The organism is Oscillatoria sp. FACHB-1407 (assembly GCF_014697545.1).
In the GTDB taxonomy this organism is placed as follows: Bacteria; Cyanobacteriota; Cyanobacteriia; order Elainellales; family Elainellaceae; genus FACHB-1407.
This window is the reverse complement of sequence record NZ_JACJSA010000005.1, coordinates 55,085-79,205: the sequence shown is the minus strand read 5'-3', so window position 1 is coordinate 79,205 and position 24,121 is coordinate 55,085. Positions and strand designations below refer to the sequence as shown.

The window sequence follows — 24,121 nt, the reverse complement described above, 5'->3', positions numbered from 1 at the left end:
TTGCTAATTGTCGCTCTATCCTGTCCCTTTCTCTGCTAAGCCATGACCCTCCGCATTCGTATTCTCTTGATGGTCACGTCCCTCCTCGCTGTAACAGTGTTGGTGACAACCTCGGTGTTTGCATGGGGCACTCGACGAGCGATGCTAAAGCACACCGAAGAAGATGGCATTCGCATCGCTGAATTTTTGGCACGCATGACTCGCTTTACCAACGAGGTTCAAAGCGACATCGACCAGGCAATTGGTGAACAGATGATCGTACAGGCGACGATCGCCAGTCACATGATCGCGATCGCCGAGGAATCGGGGATGTCTTCAGAAGAGCTGAACCAACGCTTACGGGCGATCGCCGACACAACACCCCTCGACGAGATCTGGATCACCGATGAAACTGGACGTGCCTATCTGCGTAACCTGAGTGGCATTGACTTTACCTTTAGTCCTGACGCGACTCAGCAACCCCAGGCGAGTGCTTTCTGGTCATTGTTGACGGGGGAACAGAGCGTGATCAACCAACCCCTCATGCAGCGTGAGATTGACGATCGCTTTTTTAAATATGTGGGGGTCGCTGGAATCGACCAACCCCGGATCGTTCAGGTGGGCTACGATGCAGCGTTGTTAGAGCGGTTTCGGCAGCAGTTGGGGTTAGTCCGCCTGGTCACCGAACTGGTGGATGGTGAACACATCATTGCCATTCGCATTCTCGATCGCCAGATGAATAACCTGGCGCGTCATGTTACTGCCGGATTGCCCAATACGCAAAGCCTCGATAACCCCAACGATCTTGCCAATCTGCAACGGGTCATGAGCGAGGGCAAACCGTTTAGCTACCTGGATGGCACGATTGTCAAAGTGATGGTGCCGACGTTAAGCGAACGGGGCGTGATCACCGGGGCAACGGTGGTCTACATCGCCACAAACGCTGCCCAGGCAGAAATGATGAAAGATTTAGAACGTATCGCGATCGCCGCTGCTCTGATTCTGGCGATCGGGGTTTGTGCTTCCATCCTGCTGGCAAACCGCATTACCCAACCTGTCGGGCAACTCACCCTGGCAGCAACCACAATCCAGACCAATCAGTTTAATCTAGACACCCTCACCAGAACTGCCGAACGCACAGATGAATTGGGTCTGTTAGCACGAGTTTTTCAGCGCATGGCGCGGGAAGTGCATGAACGTGAACAGGGGTTGTTGCAAGCCAAAGAAGCTCTGCACCAAAGCGAAGCTCACTTCCGATCGCTGATTGAAAACGCCTCAGATGTCATCACCATTCTCAGCGAATCGGGCACGATCCAGTACGGCAGCGCATCGTTGCGATCGGTGTTGGGCTATGAACCTGATGAAGTGCTAAATCACTCCATCCTGGAATTTGTTCACCCAGGGCAAACCACAGCCGTGCTAACGGCGTTTAACCGGGCTGTCGTCGAAGGGGGAGTCAGTTCACCCTTTGAGTTATGTCTGAAGCACCAAAACGGGTCATGGGTCATCCTGGAAGCGGTGAGCAATAACCTGTTGCACGATAAAACCGTGGGTGGCATCATCGTCAACTTGCGCGACATCACGGAACGTAAACAAGCCGAAGCACTGCAAAAGGCGAAGGACATGGCAGAGCAAGCCAATCGCGCCAAAAGTCAGTTCCTCGCGAATATGAGCCACGAATTGCGGACTCCCCTCAACGCCATCATCGGCTATAGCGAGATGCTACAGGAGGAAGCCGAGGATGTTGGTCAGGAGGACTTTGTCCCCGACCTCAAACGCATCCATAGTGCCGGAAAGCACCTGTTATCGCTGATTAACGACATTTTGGATCTGTCCAAGATTGAGGCAGGCAAGATGGATCTCTATCTGGAACCCTTTGATGTGTCCCAGATGATTCAGGATGTCGTCAGCACCATTCGTCCGCTCATTGAAAAGAACCACAATACGCTTGTGGTGGACTACCCGACGGATATCGGTACGATGTATGCCGACCTGACCAAGGTTCGCCAAAATTTGCTAAATCTGTTGAGTAATGCAGCGAAGTTCACGAATCAGGGGACGATTACGCTGAGAGTTAGCCGGGAAGAAGAAGGCACGACACAAGAAGGAATGGGGAAGACAGAACGTTCTTCATCGGTCATCCAGTTTCAGGTGTCTGATACCGGAATTGGAATGACCCCGGAGCAGATGGACAGACTGTTTCAAGCATTTACACAGGCAGATGCCTCGACAACTCGCAAGTATGGCGGCACTGGGTTGGGATTGGCGATCGCCCAACGGTTTTGTCATATGATGGGTGGCTCTTTAGAGGTTGAGAGTGAAGTCAATCGGGGATCTACTTTTACCATGCTGCTCCCCACTCAGGTCATGGCTCTCACACCGTCTTCAGCAACCAGCGAGCCTTGTGCAACTGATGCTTCTACCGATGCCACTACCCCCATTCTGGTGATTGATGACGACCCCACCGTGCATGATCTGGTACGCCGCTTTTTGAGCAAGGAGGGCTTTCAAATTTGCAGTGCCTTTACCGGAGAAGATGGGCTGCGACTTGCCAGAGAGGTACGCCCGATCGCCATCACGCTAGATGTCATGATGCCGGGAATGGATGGTTGGACAGTCCTGTCGGTTCTTAAAAATGATGTCGAATTGGCAGACATCCCCGTTGTGATGATGACAATGATAGATGACAAGAATATGGGCTATGCCCTGGGAGTTTCGGACTATTTGACGAAACCCATTGATCGCAGTCGCTTGATTAGCATTCTCAGACGGGTGCAGTGTGAACACCCCCCCTGTTCGATCTTGCTAGTTGAAGATGATCCCCTCACTCGCGACATGATGCAACACATGTTAGAGCGGGAAGGCTGGCAGGTGATGTTAGCCGAAAATGGTCGAGTTGCCTTAGAGCGTCTGGCTGAGACACAGCCCAAGCTGATCCTGCTTGACCTGATGATGCCTGAGATGGATGGATTTGGCTTTATTGCCGAATTGCAAAAACACGAAAAGTGGCGATCGCTGCCCGTTGTCATTTTGACCGCCAAAGACCTCACCTTCGACGATCGCCTGCGGCTCAACACCCACGTCGAGCAGATTCTCCAGAAAGGAGCGTATAGCCTTGAAGAAGTACTTATTGAGATCCGCAAATTGGCAGTGATGAATCGACCTCATCCCTACCTCAACTCGACCTCCCATAACAGCCAAACAACGGGTTAGAACGGGGTGTAGGGGTAAAAATTCTTTACTTTCCTCTACCGGGTTTAGCGATCGCCATAACACTTCTTAATCAAACGCAATTAATCATAATAAGAGATGTCTAAAATTCTACTGGTCGAAGACAATGAAATGAATCGAGATATGTTGTCCCGACGACTTGAGCGCAAAGGACACCAGATCTTAATTGCTGTAGATGGTGAACAGGGGATTGCGATGGCACAGGCAGAGAAACCCGATCTGATTTTGATGGATATGAGCTTACCCGTCCTGGATGGCTGGACAGCAACACGCCAACTGAAGGAATCTGCTACGACTTGTGCCATTCCCATCATCGCCCTGACGGCTCACGCTATGTCGGGCGACAAAGAGAAATGCTTTGAAGCAGGTTGCGACGACTACGACACCAAACCCGTTGAGTTTGCCCGCCTTTTGGAAAAAATTGAGGCACTTTTGGAGAAGCAAAACGTTGTATGAAGCTTGACCAGGGGCAAGTTCTCGTTGTAGACGACAACGAGATGAACCGCGATCTGCTCTCAAAGCGGCTACGCCGCCAGGGGCTGGCTGTCGTGGTGGCTGAGAACGGGCGACAAGCCCTCTCAGAAATGCAATCCCAACCGTTTGATCTGGTGCTCCTCGACATTATGATGCCAGAGTTAAACGGCTATGAAGTGCTGGAGCAACTCAAAGCAGACCCCCTCCTGCGTCACATTCCCGTCATTATGATCTCTGCCCTCGATGACATTGATAGCGTCGTGCGCTGCATCGAATTGGGAGCCGAAGATTACCTGTTTAAGCCGTTTAACCCCACCCTGTTAAAAGCGCGAATTGGGGCGTGTTTAGAGAAGAAACGCCTGCGTGACCAGGAACAGGCATACCTCAAGCAACTCCAGGAGGAACAGGAAAAATCAGAGCGGTTACTGCTCAACATTCTGCCAAAGCCGATCGCCGACCAGTTGAAGCAGCAGCAACGCACGATCGCCGATAATTTTGCAGAAGTGACGGTAATGTTTGCCGACATTGTCAACTTCACTGAGTTGTCGTCCCGCCTATCGCCAACAGAATTGGTGAGCGTGTTGAACACGATCTTTTCTGCCTTTGACCGATTGGCAGAGCAACACGGACTGGAAAAAATCAAAACCATTGGCGATGCCTATCTGGTTGTCGGTGGATTGCCCATTCCCCGACCTGACCATGTTGAGGCGATCGCAGAGATGGCCCTGGATATGCAAGCGGCGATCGCGGCTCTTGATTTTGCCGAACTCAGCCTCAACAAGCCCCTCACCATGAGAATTGGCATCAATACTGGCCCCGTTGGAGCCGGGGTGATTGGCACGACTAAATTTACCTATGACCTGTGGGGAGATACCGTCAACACCGCCAGTCGTATGGAGTCCCTGGGATTGCCGGGTCAGATTCAAGTCACTGCCGAGACTTATGAACGACTCAAAGACCGATACCAGTTTCAAGGACGAGGGGCGATCGACGTGAAGGGCAAAGGTGAAATGGTGACCTATCTGCTCATCGGTAGGAAGTAGAGCTTATGCAGGGGGATCTGTCTAACACTGCGATCGCCCCAGTGGGCGCAATCCGCGTCAAAAACCACCCTTTCCCGTTTTTGCTGTACCTGGAATGGGGATTGGTCGCACTCGCCATTCTCAGCGAATTGTTGCCGAATCCCGCCTTTCGGATGTCGCGCTATCCCATGTTGACCATTCTCAGCATCGCTATGTTTGGCGTGATGGGGTTACGTCTACCTATGGGTCGTCCCCTCACTAAAATTGGCTATGTCCTTGCGGAGTTTGCCCTCATCATTTTGGCGACTGCTACAGGTTTGCGGGGGTTGCGGCTGTTTCCGTTTCTCTATTTGGTGCTGGTCATCCGTAGTTGTCTGATGTTCCGCCTAGCAGGGCGACTGATGATTACTGGCATGGCGTTCGTCGTATTTCTGTTGATCCTGATATATCGGGTCAAGTATCTGATTGTGCGATTGCCGTTTGCCCTTGAAGAGCGATCTCGATTGTTGATCTGGGGTTTTGCGATTAATTCAGTGCTGTTGTTTGGTTTAGCGTTGTTGTTCGTGTTGCTGCTCGTCAATGCCCTGATCGCCGAACGGCAAAGCCGTCAACAGTTGGCGATCGCCAATGAGCAGCTACGGGACTATGCCCAAAAAGTTGAAAATTTAGCGGCTGTGCAGGAACGTAACCGCATTGCCCGTGAAATTCATGACTCGCTTGGACATGCTCTCACTGCCCTCAATATTCAACTTGAGGGAGCCTTGAAACTATGGCAGACCAACCCCTCCAGAGCACAAACCTTTTTGCAAGAGGCAAAACAACTCGGTTCAACGGCTCTGCAAGAAGTGCGTCAATCCGTCGCCACATTACGGTCTGATCCACTGCGGGGGCAGTCGTTGGTCGAGGCGATCGCCCAACTTACGAACGACTTTTACAAAACAACAGGCGTCCAACCCCAATGTCAAATTTACCTTACGCAACCCCTTCCAAATCAGATCAACACGACCCTTTATCGCATCATTCAAGAAGCTCTCACCAACACCTGCAAACATGCTGCGGCTACGGAAGTTAGACTTCACTTGCATAACACCCCAACCCATGTGGAATTGACCTATCACGACAATGGCAACGGCTTTCAGGTGAACCAGAATCAAACTGGATTCGGTTTGCAAGGTATGCGCGAACGCACATTAGCCATTCAGGGACAATTCACCCTCAATAGCTCACCCGGACAGGGCGTTCAACTGATGATTCACATTCCCCTTTAAATCCTTTTTAAATCCTTTGAGATGAGTGATGTAGTCCTGCCTTAAAAGCAATCTAATCTACGAAAGATCGATATGATTCGTGTGTTGCTAGTAGACGATCAACCAATCCTGCGAGAGGGGCTCAAAGCCCTGCTCGAACTCGAAGCTGACCTGGCGATTGTTGGAGAAGCCGACAACGGACAGACTGCCCTGCAACAAGTCGAGGCATTACATCCAGACGTGGTGTTAATGGATGTGCGAATGCCTGTGATGGATGGAGTCGCGGCAACTGGAGCCATCCATCAACAGTTTCCCCAAACTAAAGTCCTGGTGTTGACAACCTTTGATGATGATCACTATGTCGCAGAGGCATTACGTCTCGGAGCCGCAGGCTATCTACTCAAAGATACCCCCTCTGAAGAACTGGCGATCGCCATTCGCACAGTTTACAAAGGCTACACTCAACTTGCCCCCGGCATTGTGCAGAAGATGATTGCCCAAACGCCTCGTCCTGCTCCCCAACCCTTCCCCGATCTGCCTCCCGGTTTCACTCAACTCACTCCTCGTGAACGCGAAGTGCTACGTTTGATTGCCGCAGGCTCTAGCAATCGCGAAATTGCTCAAATACTCTACATCTCAGAAGGAACCGTCCGCAACCACGTCACCAACATCCTGGCACGACTGGAATTGCGCGATCGCACCCAAGCTGCAATTTTTGCCAATTCCATTGCCCCGTTACTCGACCGGGCGATCGCCGACGAAAAATAAGGCTTAATAAGTTGTTACTGCAACCCGCATCGTCATGGTACGGGTCAAATTTACGAATTAAGCCAGCATCTCGACATGATCGAGCAGCGTTGAACTATAGCCCTACGCATATGCATTAGGACATAAGGGAGTGTAGGGGCTGCGCCTCCAGCCAGGGATTCCACCCCTGCACCCCGTTCTAACCTTAGTGAGTACTGCTATACACAGGTAACTGTAATTGAGCCATCGTCTCTTCCACTTGCGGTACAAATTCAGGTTTGAGGTGGCGGAAGGTAAGGTTATAGCGCGGTGTAGATAGGGGAACAGCTTTGTGGAGCAGTTTAGTGTTGATGCGAATCACCAGACCATCGGTGAGGGTGTGTTGCAATTCCCCTTTGTCATAGTCCCGCTCACAATACAACGCTTCTCCCAAGTTCACCATCACCGCCATGCCTTCAAAGTGCCCATGATCGCGATGCCAATGAATTGTCGTGTCGCCTCCGCAGACCAGCAGACTGTGCCAACCGGGGAGCAACCTTTCTCCCAGGGCACGAATGCGATCGCCTGGGTCTTCCACTCGATATAAACGGGCACGTCCTTTAGCGATCGATTGCAAATTGGAGGCAATACCAAAACATTTCACCAGGCGATTTGGGGCGTAGCGGCTACGAATGGTGTTTGGAGACAGCGTGAGGGATTGCACCCACTCCCACAATTCGGTCAGGTTGTCTCCCTGAACTTGTCCAATAATCTCCATAGGCTCATCCCCCCTTTACAGCCTAGCAAACTGAACAATCTGTGGTTAGAGATGGAGTTTATTTAATATTGCACAGGTAATAAATCCACATCTCGGTGGTTGCGCACAATTCAGCCTCATCAAGGATTTCCAGCCCACTCTTCCAGGAATAAAGTTTGATGTTTACAAAATCGGTTGCGAGTTGGCTGAGTTGTTCTTGAGGTCTGATGTAGTAAGTTTTTAAGCGGAAATTGTGACTTTCATCTCTGATGATGACGTGCTTAGCTACACTCAGTTGAGTTGACGAAAGAGTGGGATTAAAGAAGCGGAGTAGAGCGAACATCACTAAATTAACGTAACTGGTGATGGGGTTCAGGCTAATGTGGTTTCTCCAATTTAATTCGCGTTCTATGCCTTGGAGATTGTGACTCGAAAAGCAAAAATAACCTCCAGGTTTCCCAACTCGACTCACTTCTTGAAAGACCTTCAGGCGATCGCCGTGAGGGATGTAATCAATACCGTTAAAACTAAACAAAATAAAGTCAAATGTATTGTCTGGAAAACGGCTGAGATCTCTGGCATCGCACACGTCAAGCAAAGGTATTTGGGGGAATGCTGCAAAGCGATTTTGGCAAGCGGCAATCATGTCGGTGGAATAATCAATGCCAGTGTATTCCCGCACTAACGGGGCAAAGTGTTGCGTGGTACGACCACCGCCCACTCCGATATCTAACATTTTCATACTCGACCACCGATCTCGCAGCAATTCAAGAATAGTCTGCTCGGCGGGTTGGAGTTGCTGCAACTGAGCGTAGTGTTGCACAAGGCGACGTGCAGTGTAGGCTTGTTGATTGGTTTGACCCACAGTCTGCTCAAGCATTGCAGTTTATGCTTGAGTTGGGCATTGCATCTGATTTACAGCGGGTTTCAAACGAGTACCCCACAGCGAACACCCATGAATTCAAGCGATGCAAACGGTTGGTGTGGCATACACACATGAAAATTGCTGTAAGCATTCTAGAACAGGGAGATGAGATCACTCCAAACCATACCATGAGCGGAGGAGCGATCGCCCGATTTTCGCCCTCTTCATGCCATGCATTTCCCGTGGTAATCTCAATCTATAGCAATTGTCGAGACAGTTAATACAAAGGGTGTGGGGCTGCGCCCCCAGCCAGGGGTTCCACCCCTGCACCCCGTTCCAACTAATCTCTCGGTTGTTATAGTTCTTACTTGAGTCCTGTATTGCGATCGCCCATGGGTAGCCAATCAACCGCCAAAACCATTTTTTTGCTCGCCTCGATGGTGGGCTGGCTCATCGTTGGAGCGTCGTTGATGTATCTCTTTCCCCTGATTGCTGATTGGGTTGTGTCTTCTGAACTCACACATCGCTGGATGGTGAACCTCAGTCGGGGCGGTTACGATCCAATGCTGGCATGGGTTGGAGGCGGTATCACATTAGTGATTACAACGGTAGCCAATCTCGTCTGGTTTCAACGATTTGAGGGCAAAATTTAGGCGCGTTGAGCCTGGTTGACGGCTTCTAACAAATGCATGTGAACGGCAGGAGAAGCAGCGATAATCAAGCCAGGACGGGTGTAATCGTCACACGTATAGATCGGGGGCAGTGGGTTACCGTCATGAGTTGTGACAATATAGCCTGCCTCCTGAGCGATAAACGCCAGAGCCGCCCCGTCAATCAGCTTGCCTGCCCGCAGCACAACTCCAGCCAACTCCCCGTTTAAGATGCCATTAACACTGGGAATTTGAACCTCTGCGGAATAGTCTTTTGCCACGTCGAGTACCTGATAACGTTCTTTTAAGTGTGGGGCTAACCACCCCATGCCCCATCCCAAGAAGATGGTCGCACTTGTCTTATCAGCCCGAAGGGTTTTGCAGGCTGACAAATCATCCTCAAACGTTCCTTGCCAGGTGCCTTCGCCTCGCAACGCATAGTAGTAACTGTTTTGAGCAGGGGTAAGGGCGATCGCTGCTTCAAACTCATCTGAATTCAACACGGTCAAGATGATTTGATAGTTGGAGTGTCCATCCAGATAAAACTGAGTGCCATCGATCGGGTCAAGCGTCACCAGATAATCATTTTTGTCTCCCAGGTCGATCGCTCGAAAGTATTTCGTATTATAGGATTGCTCATACTCTTCACCATAAAACCGAATCGTTGGAAAAGTACCTAATAGAGTGACTTCAATCAACGTTTGGATGGAAAGATCTGCATCACTTAAAGCTGTCGCGAAGAAACTGTCACCCTCTTTTGCAGGGCGAGATGCGATTCGGCTTTGCACATTTCGAGCATAATTTGCAGCAACTTTAAGGTGAGGCAAAAGCGTTTCTAGAATGAGACGAGGTGTAATTCGTTGTGACATAGTGAATGAGTTTGAACATTAAAGATAGAACGTAAATTCAGCAGAGATATTTCGCTAAACGCTCTTATAGAGACATCTATATATTGCACGGAGACTCCATAATTAAGGGAGCCATGGGTTAGGAAATTGATTTGCCCATCCTCGAATAGTTTGATTGATGTAACGAGCCGTTTGAATGTGGGGTTCGTCTGGTTCAACGGGAATGATCGTGGCAGAGGCTCCTGTTCGGAAGCGATCGATCACCTGATTGGCTGCTTCTAACCCCGTGACGTAAGCCTTTTCTTGTGACCAGGAGCCATGACGAGTCGTGATCCAATCACCGCTCATTAACACGTTCTCGATGCAGGTCGTCTTGGGCAACATGGATGGGTAGCTCCCCGGTGAGAAGTGAGTGACAGCTTTGGGGAGCCGCACCACACTGTGATCGACTACCGTTGCATCGTGAAACGCAGGAACGCAGGTTGCCAGATCGCGATGTACCTTTGCCACAATTTGTTCATCCTCTAATGGCAACAGCTGATTGGCGTGATAGAAATCGGCTTCGATCACACTGCCCTCTGCCTCCTGCCATTCATCGTGCAGCGTGTTTAAGTCAAAGAAAGTCCATCCGGTTGTTGTGTCAAACCCAAAGCAGGCATTTGAAGGGCGTGGAACAGACACCTTGCGATCGAACCAGAGCCGTGTGGCTAACACATCGATCGCTCCCAGATTCATCAACTTGCAAAACTCCGGTAGTCGTCGCAGATTTGGGCTGTTGCTAACAATCTTTTGCATTCCGGTCACACCCACTGCAAAGATCACCGCATCTGCCTCAAACACCTCATTCCCACAAACTACTCCTGTTGCTTTCAGGGTTTCACCCACCGTTTCCAACCGCACATCGGTAACGCGGCGTTGTGTCAGGACTCGCCCCCCGGCTTGTTCGATTCGCTCCACCCAGGGACGAAAGATCATCTCGCCAACCGTACCGCGACACCACACCACATCAAAGTTGGGTTGGTGCGCCAGGATGAAGTAGTAGAGCATTCCTAACGCAGCAGCAGCGGAGCACTGCTCCCCTGGAGCAAACAAACCCACGAGCAGCATCGGTTCAAAGGCATCTCGATAGAGCCGTGCCGACACGCCAAACTGTTTGAACAACTCCCGCGCGGTCACGGGGTCATAGCGTCGCCATGCCTGGTCAGAGTTATCAAAATCAACCACAGCATAGAGTAGCGGTAATGCTGAGAGGCGATCGCTCAAGGGTAATCGTTGGAACCGAGTATAGAGAAACGTGCCCAGTGGGGTTGGTAATTGCGGCTCATCTTGAAAAATAGGAGACTCAACCTCCAAGCCTGCTGGGGAGTATTGCGATGATTGAGTCCAGGGAGTAAAAGGTTTTAGACCCAACTCATCCACCAGTGAAAAGATGTTGTGATAGGGATACCAGAACCCATGAATGCCTGCTTCAATCGATCGCCCCTGAGCCGTTTTCCACCCTGCGACCAATCCTCCTGGATATGCCCCTGCTTCTAATAGCGTGACATCATACCCCTGTTTGGCGAGATGATAGGTTGCTCCCAACCCTGCCCATCCTGCTCCGATAACGACAATGTTTGGACGTTGTGATTGAGACATGGAGGTTGAATCCGTGAAATGCCCAAAAAGGGATTGTTTGACAATTCAGTTACAAGGATAAGGATAAGGGATAAAGGGGATGAGGGATGAGGGGTGAAGGGTAAAGGATAAAGGATGAAGGATGAAGGATGAGGGATGAGGGGTAAAGGATGAAGGATGAGGGATGAGGGGTAAAGGATGAAGGATGAAGGATAAAGGATGAAGGATAAAGGATGAAGGATAAAGGATGAAGGATGAAGGATAAAGGATGAGGGGTAAAGGATGAGGGATGAGGGATGAGGGGTAAAGGGTGAAGGGTAAAGGATAAAGGATGAGGGATGAAGGATGAAGGATGAAGGATGAGGGGTAAAGGATAAAGGATAAAGGATGAAGGATGAAGGATGAAGGATGAAGGATGAAGGATAAGGGATAAAGGATGAGGGGTAAAGGATAAAGGATAAAGGATGAGGGATGAGGGATCAGGGGTAAAGGCAGAGGGAGTGTGAGCGTCTTGCTCACGTCTGATAGCTATAGTCACATTTGATGGGGCGGAGGTGAGCTAGGAAGCCCTGCACCCCGTCCTAGCCGATCCCTCGGTTGCTATACCTCCCTCTACAGCTTAAGGGGCAGGTATGTATTGCCACAGTTCCGACTTCTGTTAGAGGAATTCTTAGATTTTTGTGGATAGTCTTAATTCGGGTTTGACAGAGCAAATTGGCTTCACTATAGGGGCTGTTTGTCGATGTCGCTCCCAACTCTAAAACAACACAATATTCAGAATTCAAAACTGGAGTTTGACCATGATAAATCTAATTTCTAACGCGATCGCCACTCTCAGTTCATTTCTGAGAAAGCTGCAAGTTAAGCAATTGCTGTCGGTCGTTTTGGTGGGAATTGTGCTGCTAACGGTCAGTGCTGATCCAAGCCATGGTGACAGAAAGCAAAACCGTGGACTCGATAAGCGAGTCAGCGATACGGCTCATCAGATTGACTCTGAACGACCCAAAACCATGGGCGAGTGGGAGCGGGAAGCTCGTCAGACTGAAGATAATGTGGGCGATCGCGTCGAAAACATTGTAGAAGAGTCGGGTCAAGCCCTCAAGGAGTGGGGTGGATTGTATCCCGACACGGCGAAGCGAAGCGGTCGTCAGTTAGAGAATCAAACTGGCCGTGATTAAGCCTGTCTGAAACACCTGGATTGTATGGGAAGTCGGGGTTTCAGAAAACTCCGGCTTCCTGGTGACTCTCCCACAGCGATAGCCGTAGCTATATGTGGTGGGGTGGAGGCAAGTCGGAAAGCTCCCCAGAATCAGGATTTGAGCCATTACCTTCGTCCTAAGCTTTCCGACCAAAGCTATGTAATTTGGGACGAGTTTAGGGTCAGGATTTTGGCGGTACTCGAATTGAGATTATTTAGCCTCAACTCCCGGAGCCGGTCTGGCAAACTGTCGAAACGCGACTAAACTGACGCTGCTGCCTAACCCCCCTAACACCACAAAAAGCGATCGCAGTGGCAGTGTATGGATCAAGGGTTGTACCCCTGCCCCTCCTAACATCATGCCTGCATCAAACCCTGCCAGAAAAAAGCTATACACTCGACCCCGAATCTCAGCAGGGGCTGACAATGAGACGATCGCCGATAACACAGGGAACAATGCTCCAAAGCCTACACCGTAGATGACTGACCAGATGGGCAAATACTCTGGAAAACCGGATAACCCTACTAATGCCGTTCCTTCACATAACAGAGCACCACTGACTAACCAACGTTGCGGCAAAACCCGTTCCCACCGTCCTAAGCCAAATCGCACTAACACTGCAACGAGTGCGTTAAGGCTATAGAACAACGCCGAGTGGTCGATGAATAGCGGCAGAAACGTAACGACACCACCGTGCAAAAAAGATCCGATAAAAAAGAGAAAAGTTGCATCCCGTACTGGGAAGGCCAGGATATGTTTCCAGGGAAAGCCCCGATCAGGGTCACCTGTGGGGTCAGACGTAAGGGACGACCTCCCCGACTGTAACCAGGGTAACGGTAAGCTAACCCCAACCCCTATCAGGGTAATCACCAGCATAATCAACACGGCCCCAGTAAAACCTGTTCTATTGAACATCACTGACCCCAACAACGGCCCCAGGGAGAATCCAATCGTGTTCGACATGGCTAAATAGCCCATCATCGCCGTGCGACGTTCGGGGGGAACCAAATCCGCTAACATCGTCTGAGATGCGGTAGCGACTGCTGCCTGACTGATGCCGTGAAATACGCGCACTCCCATCAACCAAACTGGGTTGGGCGACCAGATATACAGTGGCAAAATGCCAATCATAATGAGCAAGCCCATCCACAGCACGGGCTTACGCCCCCACCGATCGATTAATAGCCCAATTCCGGGGCGAAAAAACAACAGCCCCATTGCCATCGCCCCAATCACCAACCCCACGGGAGATGCCTCCCCCCACCGTTGAGCAACATACAGCGGCAGTACTGGAAACAGCATGGTCACCTGGGTAAAGAAGAGAAACATCCCAGCGCAGATGCAAAATAACCAGAGCCGATAGGAACATGAGGTTGGGAAAGACGGGCGATCGCGATCAAAAGGCATAACAATTCAAGTTTATCGGGTCATATAGCCGTAGCTAACGTCAGTTCGGTTGAAGAGCCCAGCGAATGAATTCGCGGCTATTAGAGGGAAGCCCGCCGACGCGGACTAGGGAAAAGGCAGGATTTGACGAACCGACGCAGGTCAGTTTTGCTTCGATAGCGGCGGGTTTAACCGCCGAAATCCTTATCCCGAATTCACGTTAGCCACATGCAATAGGGCGGAGGCGAATCAGGAAGCTTTCCCAGCATCAGGGTTTGAGCCATTGCCATTGCCTTCAGCTTTCTGACCAAAGCTATATCAGACCCTATTCTGCCAGGGTTTGCGGCTGAATCCGTCCTTACATATAACAACCGAAGGTTGGTTAGGACAGGGTGCAGGAGTGGAACCCCTGGCTGGGAGCGCAGTCCCCACATCCCCTTGGATTAACTGTTTTGACAGTTGCTAAATCAGTATTCAAGCAGATTTAGGGTGGCAGATCAGCAACAGAAGTATCGCTTTAGCTAACGAGAAAACCCTAACCACTGCTGAATCACCTCCACCAACCAGTTGCATTCATCCCAACTGAACCCCTTGGCAAAATAGGTTTCGTTGTAACTGGTTTGCACAACGACAACTCGTTTCTCGTAGGTTCGTTTACCACTGCGAAAGGTTTTTAGGGTGTGAAATACGTCCTGAATATCAGCGATCGGCTGATTGGTGGTTTGTATTGTGAAGTTGAAAGGACGTTTGTAGATGATGAATCGATCCTGTTGAAAATCGATAAACGTGGGCAGAAATTCCCAAAAAATACTCAATGCGAACAGAAGTAGAAATAGGCTAAATAACCCTGCACCGGATACAGTAATCGTGATGACAGGAAGAACGGCTCGAAGAATGATCAAGAGAATGATTCCAATTGGAATGAGTAACAGTAAACTCCATCGATTGGCTCCCGGAGTTTGAATGAGCAACCTATCAGGAGCGTGATGTATCTGGATTTGGGTGAAAGATGGGCTGGTCAGTGACACCACTGTTTTAGACGATGCGAATCCTTCCTTCCGTTGGGGCGATCGCTCAAGAACAGATTCGGCAACGTCAAACCGTTTGATTGGGGTATATCGTCGCTGAGGTAAGGGGGTGGGGTCATCTTGTTGGGGCGATCGCAACGCCTCCAGGGCTTGCCGTGCGGTTTGAAACCGTTTGGTGACATCGGGTTGTGTGAGGATTTGAATCCAGTCCACAAAATCAGGATCAAGACTAACGTGGTCAGTAAATTGAATCTGAAGATCCTGTTGAGGCAGTTCTGCTGGGGAAACCCCTGTTAACAGGTGAATTAGCGTTGCCCCTAGAGCATACAGGTCAGAAGCGGGGACTGCTCGTCCGCCAAACTGCTCCATCGGCGCGTAGCCGTAGGTGCCAACGACAGTAAACGTTTCTCCTTCGATCGCTGCCTTATCTTGAACGGCTCCAAAATCCACCAGATAAATGAACTTATCTTCTCCTAAGATCAAGTTACTGGGCTTAATATCACGATGCAAAACGGGAGGACTGAGTTCGTGTAGATAGCTCAAAATGTGGAGCAGGTTAGTTGCAATCTGGCGTACCTGCTGTTCGCTAAAGTGCTTCCCTTGAGCAAGCATGTCCTTTAACGAAGTACCGGGAATGTAGTTTTGCACTAAGCCAAACCGCAATAAGCGATCGTCAATCGAGAAAAAGTCTCGGTATTTGGGAATGTGGGGATGGTTCAGGTGCCGCAAGATTTGTGCTTCGCGTTCAAAGAGCCTCAAGTCATCCCACCGCACTTCTTCGCCAAAGGTCATGAGTTTGATAACCACTGGCTCTGCGGGTTCTTCTGCCAGGTCATGGGCTAACCAGGTTTGTCGTCCGGCACCTTGTCCTAATTTGTGTTTCAGTTGATAGCGATCGCGGAGGATGTGGTCAGGTTGCAACATAGAGGCGATAGCAGAAGACGAAGGGAAAGAACAGAGGAGCAAAGAAGTGACAAGGTGCAGCTTAAATGTTGTCGTGAAGGGGTGAGCGTAGTTGGACTCCAGACTAATAACCCCAATTTGCTCACCTTCATTATGTCCGTCTACTCATCAGAAATAGCAGGGTAATCGGTACAGCAATATAAGCATAGGAACGTAAATTCATGACTAACACAGTTCGCCACAAACGGTTAGAAGATTGGGGCAACCAGCGAGTCAGACAGGCCCCCTCTGACACAACACTAATCGCAAACCCAATTCCGATAAACAGCATGACTGCAAGCAGTTGTAGAGCGTTCACATACAACGGAACAGTTGGATCAGGAAAACGAATCCCAGCGGTTGTTCTTGGATTAATGGTATGAACAATTGAAATCAACAATAAACTACTCAATAACAGGGCAAACCAAATGCCACCCCAAATCGCTAATCGCGATAGAGTCCGCCACAGGGGATATTGCTTTAACCTCTGCATCTGAAAATAGGGAACAAAAGACCAGGAAGCTAGAATCAGCAGGACATACAAGGTTCCTAGAAATACAGTTCCCAGAATGCTATAGGGCAAGGCAGCGAAGCCTGCGATCGCCAGTAACCCCAGTCCTAATGAATACAGGTTTGCCACAGCAGATATGATCAGGCTCCGTTTGAGAGCCAGGTTTTCTCGTCGCCACAGGATAGCCCCTTCTAACAGGGCGATCGCCACCAATCCCACACCATAGCTCAGCAAGCTTGCGCCCAACGGCATCTGAAGTAACCAGATTGCCATAGGAGGCCACGTATTTGCGATCGCCGCTGTTGCACTCACTCCCCAAATCAGGAGTGTCACGATCAAGATACGCAAAGTAGAACCTGGACGCATAACCCTTGCCCCCGAAGTTTTGGTAGCAGAAACGCGGTTTTTTGACTGACGTTTCAACTATGGCTGTTTTGACTTCCAGATGGCAATCCCGGTTTTGATGGCAAGCGTGTGGGAGTGGGGCGCAAAGGGGACAGAACTACGGGGCAACGCGGAAGAACACGATTGGAATCCGGTCAATTGGTTGCTCTGTGGTTGGATTTAGTAACGTTTCTGTCAAGGTTTGTGTCTCAGGGTCAAACGTGTAACGAACTTTAAATGAGCGATCGCCACTTTCGGCAGTTTCCCCAATTTGACAGTTCAGATCCCACGTTCCTTCTAAAACGCCTTCCTCGACAGTCAATTGCGATAAAACAGTAGCCGGATCACCATAACCACAGGGACCATGCCATGTGTCACGACCTACCATCCTGAAGCCGGAGTCAGTTGGCAGAATAGAGCGCACTGAAAAGCCACCATCAACCTCATCAACCCCCTGCCATAAACCGACATAGATGGCTTCAGGGGTCATGGTTTCTTGGGCAGAGACTGAGTTGTATCCAAGTAAGGTTGATGTTGTTAAAACTGTACCGATAATACTCGTAATCGTAATGCTTAATCGATGGTTCATACCTGTTCTCTCCAGTTTTGGATCCAAAGAATAAGCTACCTACAATACGCGATCGAATTGCTGTTATGGAAGTGTTGCTAAACACATTCCAGGCAAATTAAATACATTATGAGATAAAGATTTTATACAACTTGCAAACCACGAACTACATCTGAACTGAAGAGGATTGAAATACCTAAAATTACAGGAATGAATGGTTTGATAACGTCCTATATACCTGATTGTTCTAAGGTTTAACAGCAGCAGTCATCAACAACAAATCACCTGTGTAGTGAATCAAAGGATGAGGGACAACAGGAGTGCGATCGATGACCTGAAAACCATGACTCAGATAGAGCCTCAATGCTCCTACGTTTTGCTCAAAGCAGAGCAGGCTGAGGCTTGAAAAGCCTCGATTGACAGCTTGTTGGTGTGCCAGTTTGAGAAACTGCGTGCCGGTGCCCTGTCCGCGAAACGCCGGAAACAGTGCGAGAGCGCAGATATACCAGGTGTTGGGGGCTTCCAGGCTATAGGGAGCCAGAATATCAGGGGCAGCAGGTTCCTCAGTGGGGCGATCGCTCTCAGCCAAAGATTCTGGCTGATCAGGTTGGCTGGCTTCTTCTGCCGGATCAGTCGCAAACGTCACCATCATGCCAGCGATCGCGCCATCTTGTTCTGCAAGCACACAGTTTTTATAGCCAAAGGGGTTGTCGGGGTTGGCATAGCGTTGTGCGCCAATTTCTAACGGAGTCAAACCGGGGTACTCTTCTCTTAGAGTGCTCCAAATGTAGTCACACACTCCATCGGAGGCAATTTGAAAGAGTTGAGCGATGGTGTCGCAATCATCAAGGGTTGCGGGTCGAAAGGTTGGACTGAGAGCCATGGGATCGCTCCTGAGGGGTTGTCAAAGTGGAGTCATCATGCAATGAATAATCCTCGCTTCTGATGTCTCAATGGTCTTTTTTGCTCTATTTTCTTAATCATTTGTAGGTTCAGGACGAACGACAGCACCCATGCCGGACGAGCAGAAGGTGTTTCGGTTCACCCAAAGGCGCGCTTCGCATCGGCTCCAAGTACGGGTGTTTCTGGTTGGGTCAAGCCTCTTGGCAAAGGTTCAAAGTCTCTATGTGCCGCTTTAAAGAGTTTTATGAGCAAATCAGCGTTGGGGAGGGGTTTGGCACTGCCAACCCATACCAGCATTCGTTGCCTTCACAGTTCAAATCGGTATTAGATGTCTGAGGATTTGTGTGTACACTGTAGCCATTTTGAATGCGACGTATTGCCTGTCTTTAGCCTCAGTTCTCAGTTCTCAGTTCTCAGTACTTTGCTATAGCTACGGTTTTAACTGCCAAAACCCTTATCCCGAACTTTTTTTGCGTGACATTTGTTTAGACAGATGAACTGGTAATTGCAACTTGAACGTTGTTCCGCTACCAGATTGAGACTCAAAACTCAACTGACCACAGTGTTTCTCAACAACGATCGCATAACTGATAGACATTCCTAAGCCAGTTCCCTTTCCAACGGGCTTTGTCGTAAAGAAAGGATCAAAGATCTTGTGCCGAACGGCTTCTGGAATTCCTAAACCGTTGTCTCCTATTTCAATACTCACCCAATCGGCGTCGATCACCGTTGTACGAATCAAAATACTGGGTTGCCAATTTTCCTGGCTAGAGGACTGAGGAGAGGGCTCTTCCGTTGGAGTTTCAAGCAATGCAGACGAGTTACTTTTAATTCTGTCTTCGATCGCATCGATCGCATTCGACAAAATGTTCATAAATACTTGATTGAGTTGTCCCGCATAGCATTCCACCAGAGGCAAATTGCCATACTGTTTGACCACGGTAATCTCTGGACGATGGGGAGCCGCTCGCAACCGATTACCCAAAATAACGAGTGTACTTTCAATGCCATCCTGGAGGTTGACCGCTTTGAGGGCTGCTTCATTTAAACGAGAAAAAATGCGCAGGGATAGGACAATACTGCGAATTCGCTCTGTCCCCATCTCTAAAGACAACAGTAGCTTTGGCAGGTCAGCTTGAATAAACTCAAAGTCGATCGTACTGCGATGCTGTTGAATCTCGGATGAAGGATTGAGGGTTGAAGCGTGATAAAGCTCTACTAATCGCAGTAAGTCTGCCACATATTGTTTGGCGTATTTGAGATTGCCATGAATAAAACTCACAGGGTTGTTGATCTCGTGGGCAATTCCAGCAATCATCTGACCTAACGATGACATCTTTTCAGACTGCACCAGATGAGTTTGGGTTTTTTGCAATTCTGCCAGAGTCCTTTGTAATATTTGGGTCTGTTGTTCCGCGTGTTGCACGGCTTGTTGCAGCGATTGGGTTCGTTCAGCCACTCGTTCAATCAACTGGTTGATTGATTGAGCCAGTAAGCCAATTTCATCCTGAGTCGTGATGGGAACTCGTAATTCAAAGTTGGACTCTGTAGCCACTTGCTCTGCCAGTTGGGTCACTTGCTCAATCGGTTGGGCGATCGCCCGTGTGGTTCGCCATGCCCAAATACCAGCGATCGCAGCAAAACCCATCATACTCAGAGTAATGATCAGTTTCTCAAAGCCCTGGGCATATTCCATCGCCTCACCAGCTTGGTGGGTCTGGATCTCGGCAAGGCTGACAATCTCAACGAGTTGTCGATTGAGTTGATCTATTCTGCCCCCTGAACCTGTCTCAATGGATTTCAGCAGGGGATTTTGTAAAGCCAGCAGGTTTGGTTGACCTGTTGGGGAAACGCCTATTTGTGCCTCGATTCGTTTTGTATTTCCTGCAATCTGGTCACTATAGCTTGCAATCAAGTTACTGAGCACATGAGACTGAGTGGCTAGCCAGTCTGGGTCGCTAGCTAAATACATCTCAATTTGTTGTTCTAAAACTTGAATTCTGGCGGCGGCTGTTTGTAGCCTTGCATATTCCTTTAATGCGGTCGGTTGATCAACCGAATTGGCTAACCGCAGTGTGTGGAGTTGAAATGCGTTAGCGGTTCTCTCAAATTCGCGCAATAGCTGAGATTGTTGTTGAGCATCCCATAATTGCTCAATACTCTGTCCCTGATAGTAATCGGCAATCAACATTCCGGTGATGGAACCCAGAAAGCCAATGCCAATTGACAGCAGATAACCGTACCCAATCTTTTGATGGATTTTCCAGGAACGTGGACAGACAGAAGTTTGAGAAGCTTTGTCTGAGGGCGATCGCCCCGTTGATCGTCCTGTTGCAGGTTCTTGCTCTCCCCGCAAAATGTGAGATATTGCCGCCCTAAACCGCGAGAACACCATGGCTCGCCTTTGTCAGTGTTAGTGAACTCAAAGCACTCAACAATAACCCGCAAGCAGGTTACATAATCGGGAAGGTTCTCTGAATTTGAGCTTTAAATGAGCGAAGTTGAACTTTAAATGAGCGTTGGTTGGAGATTTTGAAGTGTCAAAATCACTTTCAATATTGCGTCAATGTTGCGAAATATTGCAGGGTTAAAATATCACGAGCCGAATATCGGAAGCAAGATGCAGGAAAACGCGATACACCCCAACAAGCATGGTCTTATTCTAAGCCGACCTGCCGAGTTGTGCTGCCTTACTTAAGGAGTCTTAAGCAACTATAGCAATTTTCCGGGCGATCGCCCCTCCCTCACAACTTCCTCAAATTCTGTCTTTAGACTCACAAGTTAGTTAGCAAGTTGGTTGAGAGCAACCACACTCAAACAACGCTGCTCTCCAGTCACAAGGACAGATTTTATGATTCGATTATTAGTTGGCATTCTGGTGTTTGTGATCAACGTGGTCTACCGCGATCGCCCCTATCCCCGCTTCTATGTGCTTGAGACTGTAGCACGGGTTCCCTATTTCTCCTATCTCTCAGTTCTGCACCTCTATGAAACCTTGGGATGGTGGCGCAGAGTCGATTGGCTGAAGGTTCACTTCGCTGAGTCCTGGAACGAGCTACACCACTTGCTCATTATGGAGGAGTTGGGTGGCGACAAAAACTGGATCGATCGCCTACTCGCTCGCAGTGTCGCACTGTTGTATTACTGGATTATTGTTGCCCTGTATGTTGTCAGTCCTCGCTCGGCTTATCACTTTATGGAGTTGGTTGAAGGGCACGCATTCCGCAGCTATAACAAGTTCCTCAAAGAGAATGAAGCGGAGTTAAAAGCACAACCTGCTCCGGCGATCGCTGTGCAATATTATCGGGATGGCGACCTCTACATGTTTGACGAGTTTCAATCGGCTAGAGTCCCGGCTGAGCGTCGTCCCAAAGTTGACAACCTCTATGATGTGTTTGTTGCTATCCGAGATGATGAGCAAGAACACGTAAAAACGATGGTAGCTTGTCAGCGTGCTGATGCTGACTTGGCTTTAAGCCCACACACAACGGTTACAGAAACTGTATTCCCTGCATTAACAGTTGAGACGTCTGATGAAAAAACCCTCGTTTCTTAAAACGGGTTGGCTCTCGTGTTCTGAATTTTCCCACATCTGTTAATCGTCGTGTATCACAACATCATTCCTGAGGGAATGCATTTCTTCTAATCAAGCGTTATAGCTTTACTCAATCAGGTTAGGACAAGGGGCTTAAGCCCCTTGTTGATTCCAGCCTTTGAAATGTCCTAACGTCCATGAGTACAGCTATACATCTTGATTGCAAGAAAGAGAGGAACAAACACTAAAGGAGAGGAAGATAATCCTCTCCTTTTTTATCATTGAACCTGATACCGATTTAATGTTTGATTGTGGCAGATCACTGGGTAGGGGCGTTTCGCGAAACGCCCTTACGGAATCATGTGCAGCGAAGCCAATTCAAATTGGTATGAGTAGTGGCTCAAATTCTGATCTGGGAAGCTTTCAGACTCACCTCTGCCCCATCAAATGTGGCTGCGGCTATACAAACAAAACCAATCTGCGTCGGTTGAGTAAACCTTTGATTTCCGGTAGCCCGCGTCGGCGAACTTCGCCTTGATAGCCGCGAGTTTAAACCGAACTTAGGACACTACCGATGTGACATCTCGAAGCTACGCCATCTCAGTTAGCAAATGAATAACATCTGCGTGTGCCAGGATTGCGTTTGGTTCACGTTGCAGAGCCGCATCGTATTTATCAGCAAACTCATCATTGGAGAGCGATGGAGACAAGAGCGATCGCACATTGTCCATCAACGTCTGGACTTCATCGGGTAACACAGGCTCATCCGCACGCAGCAGGTCATCGATTTGTACAATCAACTCTGAAATGCGATGCAACCAGGCAAACTGTTCGTGGTTAATGACCAGTTGCAACAGTTCACCGCGAGAAACCCGCCCCTGAGCTTGCTCATAGGTGTTGCGTTCAATGTCTAGTAAAACTTGATGGAGTTTCAGTAGTTTGTTCCGGAGTGCAGCGAGGTTTTGATGTTGGCGAATGCGCTGTGTAAGTACATTAGACATGGATAGTGCTATCCTTTCGTGACGGTGATTATATAGAGAGATGCCTGTCGGCTTGAGCGCGTGGGGTATAGGACTGAGTTACAGAGAATGGTGCAGAGAGTTGTGAATTAGTCCTATATATGATTAATCATATATTAGCATAGTATTATAAGTAATGCATTGGGTCGGCTTTCCTCCCCTTCCTCCCCAGAAAACCGCACAAACATCCGGTGGAATCCTCATATGTCACTAGCGCACATTATTCTAGGTCTGCTGCAACAGGAAGAGAGAACTGGGTACGACCTCAAGACGACTTGTTTTGATGGGTGTATCGCGCACCTATGGCAGGCGGATCAGGCACAGATTTATAGAACGCTAGATAAGTTAGAGGAGCAGGGATGGATTCACTGCACTGTTGAGATTCAGCACGATCGCCCTAACCGCAAAGTTTACACAGTGACGGAGGCAGGCAAAGCAGAGTTGATTCGCTGGTTGCAATCGCCCCAAACCCTACCCATTGTGCGAGATCCGCTACTGGTTCAAATTCACTTTGCTGCCCTATTGCCGGATGAAGCGGTGATTCACTTGCTGCAATGTCAGTTAGCAGGTCGTCGTCAAAAATTAGCCGAATGTGAAGCAATGCGAAGTGGTGTCTCCAATGAAGTCGTTGCTCAGACGGTCGATCGCGAACGATCAACATCGCGTGAATACCAGATGCAACAATTGGCGATCGATTTAGCCATACGGCGTGAACAAACGTATTTGGATTGGTTACAGAGTGCGATCGCGCAATTACAACAATTACAAAATGATGGTTTAGAGGAAGATGTTCAACGTGAAAACTAGTTTTATTGAAGTAATAATAAAGGTTTTTATTGATTGATTTGAGTTACTTGCAAGATATAAAGTCGCCATTGACTAGCAAGCCTCTAACAAGTTAATTTGATACATAGCTACTCTAAGTCCTGTATGAAACAAATAATTGATGCGAATGCTTGTTTTTCAAGTAGATATCTTCGCAAAGCAGTTTGGATTGTGATTTTACGGTTTAGTTCGCTTCTCAGTAAGTCCAGTAATTCCACGTACGTAATTACCCTGTACAAAATACGGATTTATCAGAAAATTTAAAAAAAAGGCGTCAAAAAGTGCCATTTTGCTCAGGAAAGCCTGTGCAAGTTCATCACTTTTTAAAAAAAACCGTATTTACCCACAAAAATATGATAAATCCCACCAACTATTAATTTTTTATGTAAGAATTGCTTCAAGGGA

Annotated in this window: 21 protein-coding genes; 10 read left to right on the top strand and 11 right to left on the bottom strand. The window is 48.9% G+C overall.

Going from position 1 to position 24,121, the window contains the following annotated elements; all coding sequences use genetic code 11:
- Nucleotides 1–42: 42 nt before the first annotated feature.
- The 5 genes from H6G89_RS10130 (at nucleotide 43) to H6G89_RS10110 (ending at nucleotide 6,721) form a co-directional block, all read left to right on the top strand.
- Nucleotides 43–3,192, top strand: coding sequence for a response regulator (locus tag H6G89_RS10130; RefSeq protein WP_190505642.1), 3,150 nt, complete (start codon nucleotides 43–45; stop codon nucleotides 3,190–3,192).
- A 96-nt stretch (nucleotides 3,193–3,288) separates the two neighbouring features.
- Entirely contained in the window at nucleotides 3,289–3,666 is a 378-nt protein-coding gene (locus H6G89_RS10125) for a response regulator (protein WP_190505640.1), read from the top strand.
- Entirely contained in the window at nucleotides 3,663–4,727 is a 1,065-nt protein-coding gene (locus H6G89_RS10120) for an adenylate/guanylate cyclase domain-containing protein (protein ID WP_190505638.1), read from the top strand. Before H6G89_RS10125 ends, H6G89_RS10120 begins: the two co-directional genes overlap by 4 nt.
- A 5-nt stretch (nucleotides 4,728–4,732) precedes the next feature.
- Nucleotides 4,733–5,974, top strand: a complete 1,242-nt coding sequence (locus H6G89_RS10115; protein WP_190505636.1) for a sensor histidine kinase — start codon at nucleotides 4,733–4,735, stop codon at nucleotides 5,972–5,974.
- Nucleotides 5,975–6,046: 72 nt separating this feature from the next.
- Entirely contained in the window at nucleotides 6,047–6,721 is a 675-nt protein-coding gene (locus tag H6G89_RS10110) for a response regulator (protein ID WP_190505634.1), read from the top strand.
- 184 nt (nucleotides 6,722–6,905) lie between these two features.
- Here H6G89_RS10110 and H6G89_RS10105 read toward each other — a convergent pair whose 3' ends face one another.
- A complete protein-coding gene (locus H6G89_RS10105) occupies nucleotides 6,906–7,457 on the bottom strand; it encodes a hypothetical protein (protein WP_190505633.1) in 552 nt (183 codons plus the stop codon).
- A 58-nt stretch (nucleotides 7,458–7,515) separates the two neighbouring features.
- The gene (locus H6G89_RS10100; protein WP_190505631.1) at nucleotides 7,516–8,316 is read right to left on the bottom strand and encodes a class I SAM-dependent methyltransferase; all 801 of its coding nucleotides are present in this window, start codon (nucleotides 8,314–8,316) and stop codon (nucleotides 7,516–7,518) included.
- Between the two features lie 353 nt (nucleotides 8,317–8,669).
- Between H6G89_RS10100 and H6G89_RS10095 the strand changes: the two genes are divergently transcribed.
- Nucleotides 8,670–8,954: a hypothetical protein gene (locus H6G89_RS10095; protein ID WP_242059896.1), complete on the top strand. Its 285-nt coding sequence runs from the start codon at nucleotides 8,670–8,672 to the stop codon at nucleotides 8,952–8,954.
- On the opposite strand, the gene H6G89_RS10090 is transcribed toward H6G89_RS10095, so the two are convergent.
- Nucleotides 8,951–9,820: an inositol monophosphatase family protein gene (locus H6G89_RS10090; protein ID WP_190505629.1), complete on the bottom strand. Its 870-nt coding sequence runs from the start codon at nucleotides 9,818–9,820 to the stop codon at nucleotides 8,951–8,953. The two genes, H6G89_RS10095 and H6G89_RS10090, sit on opposite strands and share 4 nt — an antisense overlap.
- Before the next feature lie 102 nt (nucleotides 9,821–9,922).
- Nucleotides 9,923–11,437: a hydroxysqualene dehydroxylase gene (locus H6G89_RS10085; RefSeq protein WP_190505627.1), complete on the bottom strand. Its 1,515-nt coding sequence runs from the start codon at nucleotides 11,435–11,437 to the stop codon at nucleotides 9,923–9,925.
- Between the two features lie 779 nt (nucleotides 11,438–12,216).
- On the opposite strand from H6G89_RS10085, the gene H6G89_RS10080 reads away from it, so the two are divergent.
- Nucleotides 12,217–12,594 (top strand): hypothetical protein, encoded by a 378-nt coding sequence (locus H6G89_RS10080; protein WP_190505625.1) that lies wholly within the window; start codon nucleotides 12,217–12,219, stop codon nucleotides 12,592–12,594.
- A 231-nt stretch (nucleotides 12,595–12,825) separates the two neighbouring features.
- On the opposite strand, the gene H6G89_RS10075 is transcribed toward H6G89_RS10080, so the two are convergent.
- Complete coding sequence (locus tag H6G89_RS10075; protein ID WP_190505623.1) at nucleotides 12,826–14,022, bottom strand: MFS transporter; 1,197 nt, start codon at nucleotides 14,020–14,022, stop codon at nucleotides 12,826–12,828.
- 65 nt (nucleotides 14,023–14,087) lie between these two features.
- Here H6G89_RS10075 and H6G89_RS10070 point away from each other — a divergent pair, with 65 nt between their 5' ends.
- Nucleotides 14,088–14,225: a hypothetical protein gene (locus H6G89_RS10070; protein ID WP_190505621.1), complete on the top strand. Its 138-nt coding sequence runs from the start codon at nucleotides 14,088–14,090 to the stop codon at nucleotides 14,223–14,225.
- 297 nt (nucleotides 14,226–14,522) lie between these two features.
- On the opposite strand, the gene H6G89_RS10065 is transcribed toward H6G89_RS10070, so the two are convergent.
- From H6G89_RS10065 to H6G89_RS10045, 5 genes are all read right to left on the bottom strand, one after another.
- Nucleotides 14,523–15,953 (bottom strand): serine/threonine protein kinase, encoded by a 1,431-nt coding sequence (locus H6G89_RS10065; protein WP_190505619.1) that lies wholly within the window; start codon nucleotides 15,951–15,953, stop codon nucleotides 14,523–14,525.
- Nucleotides 15,954–16,083: 130 nt separating this feature from the next.
- Nucleotides 16,084–16,848 (bottom strand): hypothetical protein, encoded by a 765-nt coding sequence (locus H6G89_RS10060; RefSeq protein WP_190505617.1) that lies wholly within the window; start codon nucleotides 16,846–16,848, stop codon nucleotides 16,084–16,086.
- A gap of 136 nt (nucleotides 16,849–16,984) precedes the next feature.
- On the bottom strand, nucleotides 16,985–17,455 hold the full coding sequence (locus H6G89_RS10055) for a hypothetical protein (protein WP_190505615.1): 471 nt from the start codon (nucleotides 17,453–17,455) through the stop codon (nucleotides 16,985–16,987).
- Between the two features lie 226 nt (nucleotides 17,456–17,681).
- Nucleotides 17,682–18,317 (bottom strand): GNAT family N-acetyltransferase, encoded by a 636-nt coding sequence (locus tag H6G89_RS10050; RefSeq protein WP_190505613.1) that lies wholly within the window; start codon nucleotides 18,315–18,317, stop codon nucleotides 17,682–17,684.
- A gap of 474 nt (nucleotides 18,318–18,791) precedes the next feature.
- A complete protein-coding gene (locus tag H6G89_RS10045; RefSeq protein WP_190505611.1) occupies nucleotides 18,792–20,732 on the bottom strand; it encodes a sensor histidine kinase in 1,941 nt (646 codons plus the stop codon).
- 402 nt (nucleotides 20,733–21,134) lie between these two features.
- Between H6G89_RS10045 and H6G89_RS10040 the strand changes: the two genes are divergently transcribed.
- Nucleotides 21,135–21,893 carry an alternative oxidase gene (locus H6G89_RS10040; protein ID WP_255519388.1) on the top strand — a complete coding sequence of 253 codons (759 nt, stop codon included), beginning with the start codon at nucleotides 21,135–21,137 and terminating at the stop codon, nucleotides 21,891–21,893.
- Nucleotides 21,894–22,462: 569 nt separating this feature from the next.
- Here H6G89_RS10040 and H6G89_RS10035 read toward each other — a convergent pair.
- A complete protein-coding gene (locus tag H6G89_RS10035; RefSeq protein ID WP_190505607.1) occupies nucleotides 22,463–22,873 on the bottom strand; it encodes a hypothetical protein in 411 nt (136 codons plus the stop codon).
- 222 nt (nucleotides 22,874–23,095) lie between these two features.
- Between H6G89_RS10035 and H6G89_RS10030 the strand changes: the two genes are divergently transcribed.
- The gene (locus H6G89_RS10030; protein WP_190505605.1) at nucleotides 23,096–23,698 is read left to right on the top strand and encodes a PadR family transcriptional regulator; all 603 of its coding nucleotides are present in this window, start codon (nucleotides 23,096–23,098) and stop codon (nucleotides 23,696–23,698) included.
- The last annotated feature ends 423 nt before the right edge of the window (nucleotides 23,699–24,121 follow it).

Bases quoted from the DNA above. Each gene is read 5' to 3' on its own strand.
- H6G89_RS10130 (WP_190505642.1), top strand. From the start codon at position 43: ATGACCCTCCGCATTCGTATTCTCTTGATGGTCACGTCCCTCCTCGCT.
- H6G89_RS10125 (WP_190505640.1), top strand. From the start codon at position 3,289: ATGTCTAAAATTCTACTGGTCGAAGACAATGAAATGAATCGAGATATG.
- H6G89_RS10120 (WP_190505638.1), top strand. From the start codon at position 3,663: ATGAAGCTTGACCAGGGGCAAGTTCTCGTTGTAGACGACAACGAGATG.
- H6G89_RS10115 (WP_190505636.1), top strand. From the start codon at position 4,733: ATGCAGGGGGATCTGTCTAACACTGCGATCGCCCCAGTGGGCGCAATC.
- H6G89_RS10110 (WP_190505634.1), top strand. From the start codon at position 6,047: ATGATTCGTGTGTTGCTAGTAGACGATCAACCAATCCTGCGAGAGGGG.
- H6G89_RS10105 (WP_190505633.1), bottom strand. From the start codon at position 7,457: ATGGAGATTATTGGACAAGTTCAGGGAGACAACCTGACCGAATTGTGG.
- H6G89_RS10100 (WP_190505631.1), bottom strand. From the start codon at position 8,316: ATGCTTGAGCAGACTGTGGGTCAAACCAATCAACAAGCCTACACTGCA.
- H6G89_RS10090 (WP_190505629.1), bottom strand. From the start codon at position 9,820: ATGTCACAACGAATTACACCTCGTCTCATTCTAGAAACGCTTTTGCCT.
- H6G89_RS10085 (WP_190505627.1), bottom strand. From the start codon at position 11,437: ATGTCTCAATCACAACGTCCAAACATTGTCGTTATCGGAGCAGGATGG.
- H6G89_RS10080 (WP_190505625.1), top strand. From the start codon at position 12,217: ATGATAAATCTAATTTCTAACGCGATCGCCACTCTCAGTTCATTTCTG.
- H6G89_RS10075 (WP_190505623.1), bottom strand. From the start codon at position 14,022: ATGCCTTTTGATCGCGATCGCCCGTCTTTCCCAACCTCATGTTCCTAT.
- H6G89_RS10070 (WP_190505621.1), top strand. From the start codon at position 14,088: ATGAATTCGCGGCTATTAGAGGGAAGCCCGCCGACGCGGACTAGGGAA.
- H6G89_RS10065 (WP_190505619.1), bottom strand. From the start codon at position 15,953: ATGTTGCAACCTGACCACATCCTCCGCGATCGCTATCAACTGAAACAC.
- H6G89_RS10060 (WP_190505617.1), bottom strand. From the start codon at position 16,848: ATGCGTCCAGGTTCTACTTTGCGTATCTTGATCGTGACACTCCTGATT.
- H6G89_RS10055 (WP_190505615.1), bottom strand. From the start codon at position 17,455: ATGAACCATCGATTAAGCATTACGATTACGAGTATTATCGGTACAGTT.
- H6G89_RS10050 (WP_190505613.1), bottom strand. From the start codon at position 18,317: ATGGCTCTCAGTCCAACCTTTCGACCCGCAACCCTTGATGATTGCGAC.
- H6G89_RS10045 (WP_190505611.1), bottom strand. From the start codon at position 20,732: ATGGTGTTCTCGCGGTTTAGGGCGGCAATATCTCACATTTTGCGGGGA.
- H6G89_RS10035 (WP_190505607.1), bottom strand. From the start codon at position 22,873: ATGTCTAATGTACTTACACAGCGCATTCGCCAACATCAAAACCTCGCT.
- H6G89_RS10030 (WP_190505605.1), top strand. From the start codon at position 23,096: ATGTCACTAGCGCACATTATTCTAGGTCTGCTGCAACAGGAAGAGAGA.